The sequence below is a fragment of the Leptospira fletcheri genome, assembly GCF_004769195.1.
In the GTDB taxonomy this organism is placed as follows: Bacteria; Spirochaetota; Leptospiria; order Leptospirales; family Leptospiraceae; genus Leptospira_B; species Leptospira_B fletcheri.
In genome coordinates, this window is record NZ_RQET01000004.1 from 38,295 (window position 1) to 53,315 (window position 15,021).

General features: G+C 47.4%; 15 protein-coding genes. 6 read left to right on the top strand and 9 right to left on the bottom strand.

Annotated features, from left to right (window positions below; genetic code table 11):
- Positions 1-6 precede the first annotated feature (6 nt).
- From EHO60_RS03500 to EHO60_RS03540, 9 genes are all read right to left on the bottom strand, one after another.
- The gene (locus EHO60_RS03500) at positions 7-1,101 is read right to left on the bottom strand and encodes a hypothetical protein (protein ID WP_135766798.1); all 1,095 of its coding nucleotides are present in this window, start codon (positions 1,099-1,101) and stop codon (positions 7-9) included.
- Positions 1,102-1,330: 229 nt separating this feature from the next.
- Entirely contained in the window at positions 1,331-2,110 is a 780-nt protein-coding gene (locus tag EHO60_RS03505) for a GNAT family N-acetyltransferase (protein WP_135766799.1), read from the bottom strand.
- A 96-nt stretch (positions 2,111-2,206) separates the two neighbouring features.
- The gene (locus EHO60_RS03510; protein ID WP_135766800.1) at positions 2,207-2,563 is read right to left on the bottom strand and encodes a PilZ domain-containing protein; all 357 of its coding nucleotides are present in this window, start codon (positions 2,561-2,563) and stop codon (positions 2,207-2,209) included.
- 110 nt (positions 2,564-2,673) lie between these two features.
- Positions 2,674-3,495, bottom strand: a complete 822-nt coding sequence (locus tag EHO60_RS03515; RefSeq protein WP_135766801.1) for a histone deacetylase — start codon at positions 3,493-3,495, stop codon at positions 2,674-2,676.
- Positions 3,496-3,555: 60 nt separating this feature from the next.
- Entirely contained in the window at positions 3,556-4,446 is an 891-nt protein-coding gene (locus tag EHO60_RS03520) for an alpha/beta fold hydrolase (RefSeq protein ID WP_135766802.1), read from the bottom strand.
- 84 nt (positions 4,447-4,530) lie between these two features.
- The gene (locus tag EHO60_RS03525; protein ID WP_246028119.1) at positions 4,531-5,370 is read right to left on the bottom strand and encodes an aldo/keto reductase; all 840 of its coding nucleotides are present in this window, start codon (positions 5,368-5,370) and stop codon (positions 4,531-4,533) included.
- Between the two features lie 204 nt (positions 5,371-5,574).
- Positions 5,575-6,663: a CapA family protein gene (locus EHO60_RS03530; RefSeq protein WP_246028228.1), complete on the bottom strand. Its 1,089-nt coding sequence runs from the start codon at positions 6,661-6,663 to the stop codon at positions 5,575-5,577.
- A 65-nt stretch (positions 6,664-6,728) separates the two neighbouring features.
- Positions 6,729-7,817 carry an LIC_10091 family lipoprotein gene (locus EHO60_RS03535; protein ID WP_135766805.1) on the bottom strand — a complete coding sequence of 363 codons (1,089 nt, stop codon included), beginning with the start codon at positions 7,815-7,817 and terminating at the stop codon, positions 6,729-6,731.
- Between the two features lie 111 nt (positions 7,818-7,928).
- A complete protein-coding gene (locus EHO60_RS03540) occupies positions 7,929-9,113 on the bottom strand; it encodes an acyl-CoA dehydrogenase family protein (RefSeq protein ID WP_135766806.1) in 1,185 nt (394 codons plus the stop codon).
- A gap of 230 nt (positions 9,114-9,343) precedes the next feature.
- Here EHO60_RS03540 and EHO60_RS03545 point away from each other — a divergent pair, with 230 nt between their 5' ends.
- The 6 genes from EHO60_RS03545 (at position 9,344) to trpS (ending at position 14,906) form a co-directional block, all read left to right on the top strand.
- The gene (locus EHO60_RS03545) at positions 9,344-9,640 is read left to right on the top strand and encodes an LIC10362 family protein (RefSeq protein WP_135766807.1); all 297 of its coding nucleotides are present in this window, start codon (positions 9,344-9,346) and stop codon (positions 9,638-9,640) included.
- A gap of 97 nt (positions 9,641-9,737) precedes the next feature.
- A complete protein-coding gene (locus tag EHO60_RS03550; protein ID WP_135766808.1) occupies positions 9,738-10,499 on the top strand; it encodes an electron transfer flavoprotein subunit beta/FixA family protein in 762 nt (253 codons plus the stop codon).
- A gap of 11 nt (positions 10,500-10,510) precedes the next feature.
- A complete protein-coding gene (locus tag EHO60_RS03555) occupies positions 10,511-11,470 on the top strand; it encodes an electron transfer flavoprotein subunit alpha/FixB family protein (protein WP_135766809.1) in 960 nt (319 codons plus the stop codon).
- A 32-nt stretch (positions 11,471-11,502) separates the two neighbouring features.
- Positions 11,503-12,093 (top strand): LolA family protein, encoded by a 591-nt coding sequence (locus EHO60_RS03560; protein WP_135766810.1) that lies wholly within the window; start codon positions 11,503-11,505, stop codon positions 12,091-12,093.
- Between the two features lie 3 nt (positions 12,094-12,096).
- Entirely contained in the window at positions 12,097-13,941 is a 1,845-nt protein-coding gene (locus tag EHO60_RS03565) for a hypothetical protein (RefSeq protein ID WP_135766811.1), read from the top strand.
- Entirely contained in the window at positions 13,938-14,906 is a 969-nt protein-coding gene (trpS, locus tag EHO60_RS03570; protein WP_135766812.1) for a tryptophan--tRNA ligase, read from the top strand. Before EHO60_RS03565 ends, trpS begins: the two co-directional genes overlap by 4 nt.
- The last annotated feature ends 115 nt before the right edge of the window (positions 14,907-15,021 follow it).

The following is a 15,021-nucleotide window of genomic DNA, read 5'->3' on the forward strand; positions in this document are numbered from 1 at the left end:
TTCCGCTCAACGTAGGAACTTTGGCAGATAGCCGTTCCCTTCCGGATAGATTTTGGAAGAAAGAATGAATACGAAAATGCTGATCGCGATCCCGATGGCTGCGAGTAAAACGTCCTTACCCACCTTTCGAAACGTTTCCAAGTAGGGAGAATCCCGATAGGTCATAAAATTTAGGATGATTTCCCGACCCGCAAGCATCCCTAAAAAGACCCAAGTCGTCGACATGGGCATATCGCTCCATCTTTGGAAGAACAAAAGGATACAACCGTAAACTAGATCGATGATAGTGGCCGCCTTTGACCATTGAATATCCGATTTTTCCGTTACGATTTCTTGGATGGTTCCGCCGTTGATGTAGAGGATGGTTCCCAAAGCGGCGCATAGGATGAGGACCGCCGCCGATAATTCCGCAAGACTCAACTGTCTCGGAATGTATACGACGATATTCGCGGCATCCTGGGCCAACCAAGTCCCCCAAAGAAACAGAGTGGAAAACCATTGTAGTACGGACCAACGTCGTTCCGTATTCGGGTCGGGAATATGATCTTCCGTATATTCCCTAGGATCGATTTTTACGAGAATTCCCCAGACAAATACGGCCGTCCCGAATGCGATCATGTAACCCATAAAGGATTTCGTGAGCATCTTCTCTATGTTTTGTCCGCCGAATAGTCCCAAAATCAGAAACGTCGTAGAGATCGGAGATCTCATTCTGGTGATCACGACCAAAATAAAAGGGGCGATCAATTGAAGCAGATTGAATTTGGAAACAGGCGGGAATTCCTCCAGTCGGTCGAAATGAACCTGACCTGAATCCGTAAGCCAGCCGTACGCGAAAACCAAAGTCAAAAATCCGGACAATGCCGCGAATTTATAAAACCAATGAACCGCCTTTTTGCTTTCTATAAACGTTCCCAAAGTCTGGACGGCGTCGTTTCCGGCGACGGAAAATGCCGAAATCGAAAAAGCGAACCAACCTAGGTAATAAGCGGGAACTCCGGAAAGATAACCGGATATCATCAGGGCCGCGGCAAGGAATACGAAGGAATAAAATCTGAGCTGATCTCGAAAACTCGGATGCTGAAAGTCGATTTGATTCATGCTATAAGTTCGTAAGAAACCCGAAAAAAGGATCGAGTTCGTAAAGCTCCGGCAGAACGCCGAAAAGTCTTAGACTTTAATTGTAAAGGAAATCGGGGATGAATTGCCGGTCAAGGGCGATCATCCCCGAGATGACGGGAAAATGGACCGAATTCGGAAATCGCTCGTTTCGACGGAACGGATCCTTCGAAAAAGAAATTCCGACGTTTCCCGAAAAAAGGCCTTTTACCTATTCCAGGTAATGCTTGCTATATCTTGCTTCGATATCCTTAATATCGAAAAGAATAAAGAAGTCAGTAGTTTTGAATACGCTATCCAAAGCGGGAGTTCCGCAGATAAGCGATCCTGCGCGGATATATCCTTTGATCAACGCGGGAATTCTTTTTGAAACTACCTTGATATCTTCTGGAGCGAAATTCGGGTCGAAACCGGTCATCTCGAAACCGGAAAGAGGTTTCACGTCGAATTCCGCGCCCGCCAACGCTTTTTTATCCTTCAAAAACGCATACACGTCGTTTGCGGTTTGAGCATCCACACTGTGAACGGATCCGCATCCGAAAAGATAACCGATTTGGTGCTTCTTCATGTATTGGCCCAATCCTGCCCAAAGAAGAGAAATCACCGAACCATCTCTATATTCCGGATGAACGCAACTGCGTCCGATTTCGGCAGGCTCGCGCTCTAATTCATAGATTTTCGTGATGTCGAATTCGTTGTCGGAATAAAAGCCTAGGTTCGCTTTCGCTACGCTTCTTCTCAAGATTCGGTAGGTTCCCACGATCATGTCGTCGCGATTCTTATCGACTACGATGAGGTGGTCGCAAAAAAGATCGTATTCGTCCCGGTCTTTGCGGGTCGCGGCGGATTGGGGCAGTCCTTCTCCCAATTCCAAATTGAATACGTCATAACGCAGCGCTAGCGTTCTTTCGATTTCAAGTTGGTTCTCCGCGATTCTTACTTCTAATTTGCGTTCTGTTTTTAGCTTATTTTGGACAGATCCTGATCCCATTTTTGTCCTTCTTCCTTTTAGTAGGATGTTCTCTGTATCCGTCCTTTTCGTTACATTCGGATTACGCACCCGAGAAATTCCGGTGACTGGCCCCCCTTAACCTGCCATTCTGCGTTGAGAAATCAGTTTTTTGACGAAAGCGTCCAGAAAACCTTTTCCTTTCGCGTCGATTTGCGTGAATTTGAGACCGAAAAGACCATCCGCGGCCTTACCGGGAGAAAGGTGTTTGATCAAACCGATCGCCTTAAACGGTTTGAAGCCGGGCAAGGATACGACGATTTCCACCGCAGAGTGGATATCACATCCGTCGAAATGATGGGGAACCAGAATTGCCATCCCGCCTTGACTCACGTCCTGCGCGATTAAAATGTCAAGAAATCCGTTTCCCATTAATTGGATCTGAACCGGCTGGTTCGGGAACGGAACCACGCGTATGTGCTTTCTCTTCTCCATCAAGTTCCTCCGGAAATACGAATGCCCGGTCCGAGCCAAATTCATAAGACGAGCGGACGGTATTGTATCCGAAATAAAAAAATTTTCAAAACAAATGTTCGAATATAGACCTATACCTTTAGGCCTAGTTCTTCTTCGGCACCTTCCGTGAGAGCAAGGTTGAAATTCTCCGTGATTTTAGAGACTTTTTTTTCGAACTTACGATTAAAGACGAAATGAGATAAGGTCTTTTCCAAAAAGAAAATCATTTCCGTAGGTTTCCACTCTATGACTCCTTTTTTCGAATCTATTACTTTTCCATGATACAGCAGAGTGGAGATCGCACGGATGGAATGTTTAGGAAACGTGGACTTTAAAACCTTGAACAACGCTTTCGATTCCGCTTCCAGAAACTGGAACTTGCGGGAAAAAAGAACCGCGTCGTGAAAATACTCCGGACGAACTACGGTGCCATTCAGTCTTAGGGAGATAATCAAAAAGCCGATAAAATCGGCCATCTCGGGGAAGATGCCTAGACCGGGAGTGTCTTGTCCAGGATAAAGTCTGATATTTTTCCGATCCTTGTGTTTCGGATGACGCGTCTGCAACCAGTTGATGACAAGATAATTCTCTTTGAAGAAGTAGTCGTTGATTCTGATCCTATATTCCTGGATGCTCAAACGCAGGTGGATCAATATCTCGCCTTCTTCAATTAAGACGACTCTTTGATACAAATCGTCGGTGCCGGACAACTCCAGTTTCGGGGAAGAATATCCTTTTTTTCTCAGCTCGGAAAGGACTCCGGTGATCTCGAACAGTTCCCAGACATTTTCCTTAGTCAGAGAATGAAACAAAATTCCCGAACTCGCCGCTTGGGAATCCACCGCCGCACAGAGGAAATCGTCGTATAGAAAGTCGAAAAAGCGCGGATTATTATAGGCGATTTTCGGCATCAGACATTTCTTTCACTTTCGTTTCATTCTTACAGGATTTTCCTTTTTTTCAAGGAAATATTAAGAACGAAACTTAGCGTACGCGTTCAAAACCTCCCTAGGGGATTCCGTCTGAGGATAGTGTCCAATGTGTGGAAATTCATAGACTCTTGCGTCCGGTCTGAATTGTCTCAGTCGTTGTACTACGTGAGCACCGCTGACAGGATCCGCAAGCCCGTCGGCGAATGCGAACGGAACGGGACAATCCAGGATCGCTCCCACCCATCTTTCCCGGAACAGTTTTCGTTCCCGTATGTAACGAATCAATTTGTGATAGATCGCTTTTCCTCCTCCGTTACTCGCGCACTCCCAAAACCCTTCTAGTTCCTCCTTACTCGGTTTCGTTCCTTCTCCGAATACTTCCGAGAGATTCCGCTCAAAGGAGGTCTTGTTCAATAATTTGGAAAAGAAAAACCCGAAAGGACTGTTGAGTAATTTCTGTACGGCCCTGGGTCTATGGGTTTCCGGAAAAATCCCTCCGTTCAATAAAAACACGGATTGAAGATCGGGACCTCCGATCCTTTGCCCCGAAATCTTTTCCCGAAAACGAGCGAGCAACTCTTGCGCCACGGTATCCCCGAGATCGTGCGCAAGCACATGAGTTTTTTGGATCTTCAATTCCTGGAGGAGATCCTCCGCTTGGTCGGCATATTGAAAGACGGAATAATGTCCGCTCTTGGGTTTGTCCGAAAAGCCGAAACCCAAATAATCCAAAGCGACAACCCGATAGCGGGAGGTCAAATCCGTCCACAGATCCTTCCAATCCCAGGAAGAGGTGGGAAATCCGTGGAGAAGCAAAAGATTTTCCCCTTCTCCGCCCGTTCTGTAAAAGATCTTCCTTCGCTTCCATTCAAAAAAAGAGCCGGCAGCTTTCCAAGCGAGCGCATGCGTTTTCCATAAGTTCTCGGTCATTCCCTTTCTCCAGGCGAATTATTCTAGAGGATCCGCCGGAAATTGAAAAGAGGAAAATTTAGAAACGAAAAATGAGTACCGGAATCAAGATTCCAAAGAGTCCAACAAATTGGACAAAAATCTCTTTCGTTCTTTCTGGTCGGGAAAATTTCCCAAACCGGCTTTCAGATTGTCCTGTAAATGGGATAGCTTCGCCGTAGCTGGGATCACACAGGTCACTCCGGGATGAGAGAGAATGTACTTTAAAAACGCTTGGGCAAAGGATTCGCAGCCCCATTCCCGAAAGTATTCCGGGAGAATTTTTCCTTTCGTTTTGCGGAACAAACCCCCTTCCTCGAACGGCCGATTGACCAGAATTCCGATCCGGTTCTCCTGCGCAAACGGTAGGATCCGATTTTCCGCGGATCGAGTCACGACGGAATACGGGATTTGCAGGAAGTCCACTTTCTCCCGTGATGCGATTCTTTCCATTTCCGAAAAGGAGGAAGGCGTAAAATGCGTCAAGCCGACATATCTTACCTTTCCTTCTTCCTTTAAGGAACGGAGAGTTTTAAGATGAGTCTCCGTATCCAAAAGATTATGTATTTGGAATAGATCGACTCTGTCCGTACGCATCTTCTTAAAGGAAGCCTGAATTTGGGATTTGCCTGCAGCTTCTCCCCGAACCCAGACCTTTGTGGCGAAGAAGATCTTTTTTCGCTCCGCCGAAGATAGTATTTCGGAGAGAAGACCGACCGTTTCTTCCGCTCTTCCGTACATAGGAGACGAATCCACGAGTCGTCCGCCAGTGGAAAGAAATTCCCGAAAGACTTCGCTTAACGGAGCTAAGGAATTCGGATCTCCCGAAACGTCGAATGTCTGCCAAGTTCCCAAGCCGATGGCCGGGATCGCTTCCCCCGTGCTCGGAATTTTTCGTTGTAGCATGAGGGAATTCCCTCCGTCTTGTTTCGATTCCGCGTCCAAGGAATACAGGAGATCACGTTTTCCACAAAGGTAAGCTGCAACCGTCGCCGCACTCAGCCCCAAAAATTTTTTTCTGGAAAATCGCGTTCTTCCGCCGCCCTATAACGCCGGGAAAAGAAGACTTAAAAAAGGAGGAAAAACAAGTGTAAAAAGAAAAAAACCGTTCTATCTTCTTCCTGCTGGCCCGAGGATTTCCAAAGTGTCCTTATAAAACTGCAGCATTCTCCGAAATGCTTGTTCGGGAAGTTTCCGAGATTGGTCGTTTTTCAGATACTTTCGCACGGGTAAAAGTCGAAATTTGGGACCTTTGGCGCCGGTACGATCTATATAAACCCAGATAGGTTCGTAATATACATCATAAATCGATAATTTTCCGGAGTCTTTCGAAAGCGAAAAATTCAGGATCATTCCACCGTCCACATATCTACGATCCTGTCCCGAAACGAAATTTCCCAATGAATAAACGAAGAAACGTTCCTTTTCCTGACCGAATCGATCCTTGACTTTTTTCTTTCCGAACCTTTGCAGACTGTGAGGGTGTCCGCCGAGCACGATATCCGCACCTGCTTCCAAAGTAAAATCCACGATTTCCTTTTGGAAGGGATCCGGTTCGTGAAGATACTCCGTTCCGAAATGGTACATGACCACGATTCCGTCGGGCTCCTCTTTCTTTGCCAGGGCAATGTCTTCGGCAATCCTGGCCGTATCGATAAGATTTACTACGGTTCCCGCCGGAATTTCTAAGCCGTTCGTTCCGTAGGTATAGTTCAGGAATACAAGTTCAATACCGCTCGCTCTTACTTTTAAAATCCGATTTTTGTCGAACTCTTCTTTGCTTCGGTACGTTCCCAGATGCTTTAATCCCAGATCTTCCAGAACGGAGATCGTTCTTACGATCCCCTCCTTGCCCTTATCGCAGGAATGATTGTTCGCGGTAGAGACCAGATCGAAACCCGTATCCTTGATCGCTTTTGCGAGGGAATCGGGAGCGCCGAATTGCGGATAACCGCTATAGTGTTTGCGGTCCCCGGGCAAAGTGGTTTCGAAATTCGCGACCGCAAGATCCGCTTCCGAAATTTGTTGCCGAACTTCTTCAAAGACTTCCGAAAAATCCCAGCAATCGCAGGATTTTTCATAGGCGGAATCGATTTGGGTCTGGTGAGACATGATGTCTCCCACTGCTACGATCCTGACTCCGTCCGGAGAGGAATCCGAGCGCACCTGTCCGCCGGCAGCCGAACACAAAAGAAACATCCCGAACAGGATGGTAAGAAAAAGGATCCTTCGCGTTATCCGAAACAGAACAAGCATTTTCGGGATTATTTTTGTGCCGTGTTCTTCGGTTCTTCGTCCGGAAGAGCTTCCACAACGGAAAAGCCTTTTACGATCTCTTTTCGTTTGGATAAAATTCCGATCGTGGACAGGGCTCCCGGTTGCTTCAGCCAGACTTTGAAATTCTCCATCGTCTGGATATTGTAATGGAAGGGATAGTCCTTCGGAAACATTTCCCCGTCCGGAAAGCCGAATCTCTTGGCTCCTTTCGTTAAAGTACGAACGACCAAGCTTTTATCATCCGTAGGCAAGGATAAGAAATTCCTTCTCATATCTTCCGGATACCGGAAATACTCCTCCGCATTGGAAGTGTACAGAATTCGAATCGGTATATGTACGGAAACCGCCTTTTCTCCTACGGAACGGAAGGTTTTATTTCCGAGTAGATTTCCGTCGATCGCGAGAATCCTGCCTTCCAAGACCATATTTCTGAGAAAGGAATAATCCGCAGGATCGTTGTGAAAGGATTTGAACGGATATACCGAGGAGATCTTCTTTAAATCCCCCAAACGCTGCGGGACTCCCCCCTTTCTCAGAGAGATTTCATACGCACTCAGGATCACCTTGTATTCCGGGTCGGAAGCGAACTTCTTTTCGAGGAGAATTAAAGTTTCCTTTTTATTTTTCACGTCCCAAAGTTTTTCGAATTCGGGGTAATTCGGAGCTATTTCCAAAAAGTACAAATGGATTCGATTGATCGCCACCGTGACCGGATCAAAGTCCGCGAGATATGCGTAATCGCTCTTGGCCCATGCCACTAAGGTCAGATTCTGGTCCGTTCCAACCCCAATATAACCGCCGCCGAGTCCTTCAATCCGGGAACGGAACAGGTCCAATCTTCTTTCGTTCGAGGCAGGATAATGATCGGCGTGCAGATGTCTGTCCGCGGGAGGAGAGTCCGTGTCGGCAAGGGTCAGCCGATCCCGATCGAGTTTGGAATGAAAAAATCCCGCTTCGGAAACTGGTACGGAGCTGCAATTTGTATGGAGAGAAAAGGTTACCCAAATCAGGGTAAGGCAAAGTCCGATGGAAAATTTCCCCCCCGAAGAATTTGCGGCTTCTAGTCTGATGATCATTATTTTCCTCGATCGATTCCTGCCGGACAAAATGATCCGGCTCCGAAACAGAACTTATTAGGGTGCTCTTACGCGGGAAGAACTTTTATGAAAACCTCCGGCCTTGTTCGTTTAGCCGGAAGTACTGTAGATAGCTCTCAGGTCTGCCGCGATATTCTTTTGCATGGCTTCGTTCGTTCCTCCTCCGATAGAAAGAAGGATAGCATCTCGATGGAGACGTTCCACCGGGTATTCCCTGCAGTATCCGTATCCGCCCAAAACCTGAATCGCGTTTCTGGAGACCCTTTCCGCCATTTGGGTTGCTACCAATTTTGCGGAGGCGGCTCCCAACGAATTCCTGTTTTCAGGATGGATTTTTGACGCCACGTCGTAAACAAGCGCTCTTGCTGCTTGGTAGTCCGCGTAGGATTCGGCGAGCAAACGTTGGATCTGGCCGAATTCCACCAGCTTTTTGCCGAAAGCCTCCCGGTGACGGATCGTATAATCGCACATCACATCCACACAACGTTTTGCGATTCCCAGAGACTGAGCAGCTAAAGTAACCCGCTCTATCTCCAGATTTCTCATCATGTGGACCAAGGCCCCGTCTTCCGAACCGATCAGATTTTCCGCGGGGACCTCGGTATTATCGAAGACGAGTTGTGTAGTAGGAGAAGATCTCATTCCCATCTTTTCCTCTTTTTTTCCCACGCCAAAACCGGGAAAGGAACTCTCTACGAGAAAGGCGGTCGTTTTTCTCGCTTCTCTACTCATCTTAGCGTATACCAAAAAGACCTGGCCTACGTTTCCGTTCGTAATGTACTGCTTGGTTCCGTTCAGAAGATACTTATCTCCTCTTCGAACCGCTACGGTATTCATCCCAAGTACATCGGTGCCCGCTCCCGGCTCCGTCATACCCATGCCTCCGATCCATTCCCCGGACAAGACCTTGTGCAGGTATTTTTTCTTTTGAACGTCGTTCGAGCTGTAATAGAAATTATTCACGAACAGGACCTCGTGAGCCAGATAGGACAAAGTAAACCCCGGATCGTATGCGGAAAATTCCTCATGGATGATCACGCTCGCTAGGGGATCTAAACCCATGCCCCCGTCCTTTTCCGGGACGGTTATTCCGAAAATTCCCAATTCGGTTCCGAGTCTCCGAAAGAGTGCGGAATTGAATATCTCACCGTCGTCATGTTCCTTCGCTTGCTCGTCCAGACTTTGTTTTGCGAACGCCGCCACATTCTCTCGGAGGGCGAGATGATTTTCCGTGGGGTTAAACAGATCGAGCCGCTTCTCTAAAAGATTTCTCATGACTATACCTCTCTCTATTCTTTCTGATCCAACGCGAATGGATCGTTTTACTATTTTCTCAGAATCCCCGACCCGACGATACCGTCGGATTTTAAAAGGGACTGGACAATAAGCCGCGGTATCCTATTGTAAGAGCGGTTTATAAAACCGCATTTTCTTTTTTCCGGCTCGGAAAACAAAACGCTAGCGACGTTTCCCGAATACAAATACCGGACAAGGATGAAATCCGAATGAAATATTCTGTCGTATTAACCGCAATTTGTGCCTTGTCTTTCCTTTTAGGATCGATAAACGGAGGCCTAAAGAAAAAATCCCTGACCGGATTGAGAGAAGCTTTGTCCGAATCTCTCTCTTCTCCTTTTGCCCTAAAATCGATTTTTTGGTTTCTCTTTTTTATCTGTACGCTGCTGCTTCCCTATTTTTGGGGATTAACGTTTCTGATTAAAACGGATCTGAACGCACTAGTGATTATATTGGGTTTGATCTGGGATTATTATTGGAGCAGAACACTCATTCTGTTTCGATGAGGTAGATTTCCCGAAAGAAGCTAAAAAAGTAGTTTGCATCCGAGCTTTTCGGAAATTTCGTGTTTATAGCCCTATTTTTATTGGAGAACCTAGGTTCATGAAGATCATCGTTTTAGTGAAGCAGGTGCCTGACACCGAAACGAATATCAAAGTCGGGGACAAGTCCATCAACGAAGCCGGAATTAAATGGATTATCTCTCCCTACGATGAATTCGCAATCGAGGAAGGCCTCAGATTACGCGAGAAACACGGCGGGGAAGTCATCGCAATTTCCCTCGGTCCGGATCGCGTGCAAGAGTCCCTTCGCCAAGCCTATGCAATGGGAGCGGATCGCGCCGTTCAAATCAAAGTAGACAATTATGTTCCTTTCGATACCGTCCTGGCTGCAGAGTTGATCGCAAACTTCGCAAAATCCGAAAATGCCGACATCATTATCGGAGGCCGTCAATCCATCGACTCCGACAGCTCCCAAGTCGTCGTGCAGGTCGCGGAAGCATTGGGAATTCCTCATGTCGCTTTCGCCGTAAGCTTAGAGATCAGCGGAACCAACGTTAAATCTACGAAAGAAGTGGAAGGCGGAACCCAAGTCGTGGAAACATCCTTGCCGGTCGCCATCACCGCCCAAAAAGGATTGAACGAACCTCGTTATCCGAACCTGAAAGGTTTAATGGCCGCAAAGAAAAAGCCGATCGAAAGCAAGTCTCCCGCAGACCTGGGCAATCCGGCAAGCAAGATCGAGATCGTAGGATTGGAACCCCCGCCCCCACGCATTCCTGGCCGTAAACTGGAAGCTGCGGACGCTAAGGGATACGCCGAACAGCTCGTCAAAGCGCTTCGCGAAGAAGCTAAGGTTATCTAAGGAGAATACCCGTGAGCAACGTATTAATCGTAGGCGAACTCAAAGACGGAGAACTCAAAAAAATCTCCAGAGAAATCACATCCGCAGGTCGTAAGATCGCCGACGCACTCGGCGGCAAAGTGACCGCTGTGCTAGTAGGATCCGGAGTGGATAAATTTGCCGGAGATTTGGCTGCAGTCGGAGCGGATTCCATCGTTACCGTAAATGCAGGCGATTTCAACGCGGAAACCTGGGCAAGCCTCATTGCGGCAGTAATCAAAGAGAAGAATCCTTCCGTAGTTCTCCTCCCTCACACCTCTCAAGGTAAGGATTATTCCCCCAGAGTTGCGGTAAAAGTAGGCGCAGGAATCATCGCAGACGTCGTCGGTCTCTCCGTTGACGGAGGCAAGGTCGTGGCAAAAAAACCGATCTATTCCGGTAAGGCATACGGAAACTTTAAGGTGACCAGCCCAATCGCCATGTTCACCGTCCGTCCGAACTCTCAGGAAGTCGTCCAAAAGGCCGGAGCCGGAGCGGTAGAAACCGCTTCTCCTGCAGCCGGAGACGCGAAAGTCAAAATCGTGTCTTCCGACCTGAGCGGTGGAAACAAAGTTCAATTGACCGAAGCTTCCATCATCGTGTCCGGTGGACGCGGAATCAAAGGCCCGGAAAACTGGCCGATCCTACAAGGACTAGCTGACGTATTAGGAGCGGCGTTGGGAGCTTCCCGTGCTGCCGTGGATGCAGGTTGGATTGCTCACAGCCACCAAGTCGGTCAAACGGGAAAAACCGTTTCTCCGAATTGTTACATCGCTTGCGGGATTTCCGGAGCGATCCAGCACTTGGCAGGAATGGGTTCCTCCAAATACATCGTCGCTATCAATAAAGACGGGGATGCTCCTATCTTTAAAGTGGCCACGTATGGAGTGGTCGGAGACCTGTTCGAAGTCGTTCCAGCCCTTACGGACGAGTTCAAAAAAGTACTTGGATAAATTCGTCTAATGAAGCCATAGTAAGAACGATTATGGCTTCATCCAAGGGGTATCTATCCTTTATCGGTGCCGCAGTCTTTTTGGTCTGCGGCACTTCTATTTTATCGGATCCGGGTAAGGATCGTTTAAACGCCTTAATCGGAAAAATGAGCGAGATTTCCAGTTTTCGGGCCAGCATTACGGTTAATAACGAACTTTCCGGAACACTTTCGTACAAGAAACCCAATCAATTACACGTCAAATTCTCAGACGGAAGGGTGATCGCAGCAAACGGTCGCTTTTTGTGGTTTTACTCCCCTTCCAGAGGAATCGTAGGAAAACAGGATTTGAAAGGGTTGAGCGGTGGAATCGCGGGATTACTTTCCGGTTACGAAGAGGTAACTCCTGTCGGCGGTTCTCTGCGTTTAAAATCCCCGACGAAAACCTACGAAGAAATTGTGGTAACCTTAGGCTCTGATAATACTCCAAGGTCCTTACGGATGAAACACCGGGGTTCGGGGGAATACACTTCGATCTCGTTTTCCGGCGTACAGACGAACGTAGGACTGGCAGCCTCCTTATTCAATTTCGGCGCTCCTGCAAACGCGCAAATCGTGGAGAACCCGCTCAACGAGAGGGAATAAGCCTTGTCTGCCACGTCTAGAACGGATGCACATAAGATATTCGCGGATCTTTACCGTAAAGCCCGTCCCCCGGAGCAACAGCAGAAGATAGACGAAGTCATTCAAAAGTCGAACGACATATTCATACGTATCGACCTGATGAAGAAGGTCGACGAAGAGTTCGAACAAAAAAAGAGGGAAGAGAATCGAAGAACGGAAGAGGACGAAAAAGCCGCCAAACAAAATACGGGGGCGGCATCTTCCGGTTCCCAATCCAAGACAGCGCCGAAACCGGTTCGAAGAGCAGATAGCGGCAATGTCGGTCTCGGCTTTTTTGCAAACCTCTTCGGAGGAAATGCCGCGATCACCAAGTTTGCCAAAGAAACCGGCACGGTGGAAGTCGGTTTTTTGGGTAGAAACTCCAGGATCGCCCCTTCCGTAGAACGTCTTTTTAAAGCGCTAAAGGAAGATCAGATCATCTCCACATTACAGGCGTTACGTTTGGCGGAAAGCCAAGGATGGAGACATTGGCGCCCGCTCGTATACAATATAGTATTAAACTTTAATAAATTCTTTAACAACTTCATTTCTCTCGACTCCCTATTTATAGATGAAATCTCTCCGGAGATCTTTCTGAACCGGTCTTTAAAGATGCAGATGTACTACGCGAGACATCTTTCGAGAGAGGACGCAAAGGAAATCATTCTCGCGAACGTCCCCGAATTGGTAAAAAAAGACGAGAAACTTTCGATCAAACTCCCGGCCATTCTTTCCGGCCTGAACTACGGTTTGAATCTGGAAACGGGTAGGCCGAAACTGACCGACGCGATACGAGCTTTTTACGTCGTCTCGAACCGTAAAGTGATCAGTTGGGAGGAAATCGTCGACTCTCTGAACGTGCCTCCGATCAACGAGACCAAATTCCAGGGTTCTCCGGACATCACGAAGGAAGTCGACACGACTTTGATCAAATTATCCGACGATATCCTGACGAGAGGAAATAAAAAAGAGGAACTCCAGAACCTAAGGCAGAGATATTTTAAAATCGACGAAAACGGCAAGATCTCCTTCGATTTCCTGAACGGCGTCGTGGACGATTACTTCTCCCATCACATGCCGGAAAATATGAACTCCTCGGCGTTCAAGTCCTCCTTTAAAGGGATGCCTCACAAACTCATTTATATACTTCTAAGGGATTTTCAATCCTGCTACTCTCCCATCTTGGAAGGTACCGTAAAGATCGGAACCAAAAATCACAACCGCGACGTGATCATCATACAGACCGGTCTTTTCAAGGGAGAAATAGAGGAGATCAATAACCTTCTCCGGCAACTCGACGCGTTCAACAAAAAATATCCGAGTTTCCAATATACGTTCGCGACCTTTAACCAAAATACCTCGGGAAGTTCGGTGGAAGATCAGATTACCGTAAACCTTCTTCGCTTGCTGGGCGAGGCTTCCGCTTTTATGGGCAAATTCGCGGAAAAGATCAACACGATCGTCGAAAACCACTTGTTAGCGAAGGATTACGAGGCCAAAAGCCAACTGAACGATCGGGTACTGGCATCAAAGGAAAAAGTGATCGATGAGATCAAAGTGCTCCACAGATTCATTCCTTATTACGATTCCACCATAGTTTCCGGAAATCGTCTGAACAATAAATCACTGGAATACGTTTTCGTCGACATGGCCCAATTGCTGTTCAATTACGCGGTCATTTATAAGGACAAATTCACGGTGAATAAACTTACGGTTCATCGCAAAATAGACGCGGAACTGAAAGCTCTCAGAGCCGAATACGAACGCCTCTCCGGCAAACCTTTTGACGGCGGCGGTTCCTTGCATACCGAATCCTCGGAGGCGCAATGAGGATATTAACCGGAGTACAGCCTTCCGGCAAATTACACTTAGGAAATTACTTTTCCGTAATACGAAAATTAGCAAAATACCAAAACGATTCGGACTTATATTGCTTTGTTGCGGATTTGCACGCTCTTACTACGTTTTCTTCCGCCAAAAACCAAAAGGATAATACTTACGACGCCGTCTGCGACTTTTTGGCGTTAGGAATCGATCCCGACAAGTGTTCCTTTTGGATCCAATCTTCCGTTCCCGAAGTGACCGAACTCGCGTGGTATCTATCCATGTCCATCACGGTTCCTCAATTACAGCTCGCGCACTCTTTTAAGGATAAAGTAGCGAAGGGGATTACTCCGAGCGCGGGACTCTTCTTTTATCCGGTTTTGATGGCCGCGGACATATTGGCTTTCGAAACCGATCGCGTCCCCGTGGGAAAGGACCAAAAACAGCACCTGGAATACACACGAGACATTGCGGAAAGGTTCAACTCCCAATACGGAGAGACTTTCAAATTACCCGATCCGGAAATCGACGAAGAGACCGCAATTGTACCCGGTACCGATGGCTCCAAAATGTCTAAATCCTACGGCAATACGATCAATTTCTTCGATGAGGAAAAGAAGCTCAAGAAATCCGTAATGGGGATCGTTACCGACTCTGCCGGAGTGGACGAGGCGAAGGATTATAAGAATAACGTAATTTACCAGATTCACTCCCTGTTCCTGGACGAATCCCAAAAGATGGAGCTACGGAATAAATTCGAAGTGCCGGGCACCGGATACGGCGATCTCAAAAAGGCGCTTTTGGAGCGTATCCTGGATTATTTTTCCCCTTTCCGTGCCGAAAGGGAAAGAATCGCTGCCGATCCCGCGTACGTAAACTCGGTGATGCGCAAGGGAACCGACAAGGCGAGAAACGTTGCCTCCAAAGTTCTGGAATCCGTCCGGAGCAAAGTCGGAATTCTAAGAGGATAGGACAAGGCGACGGATTTAACGATTCAAAAATGCAAAAAAGAAATTTTCAGTTTTATGAAAGCGTTCGGGTAAGCACGATAATCTCCAATACTTAAAACTAAGACTCTTTCGACCC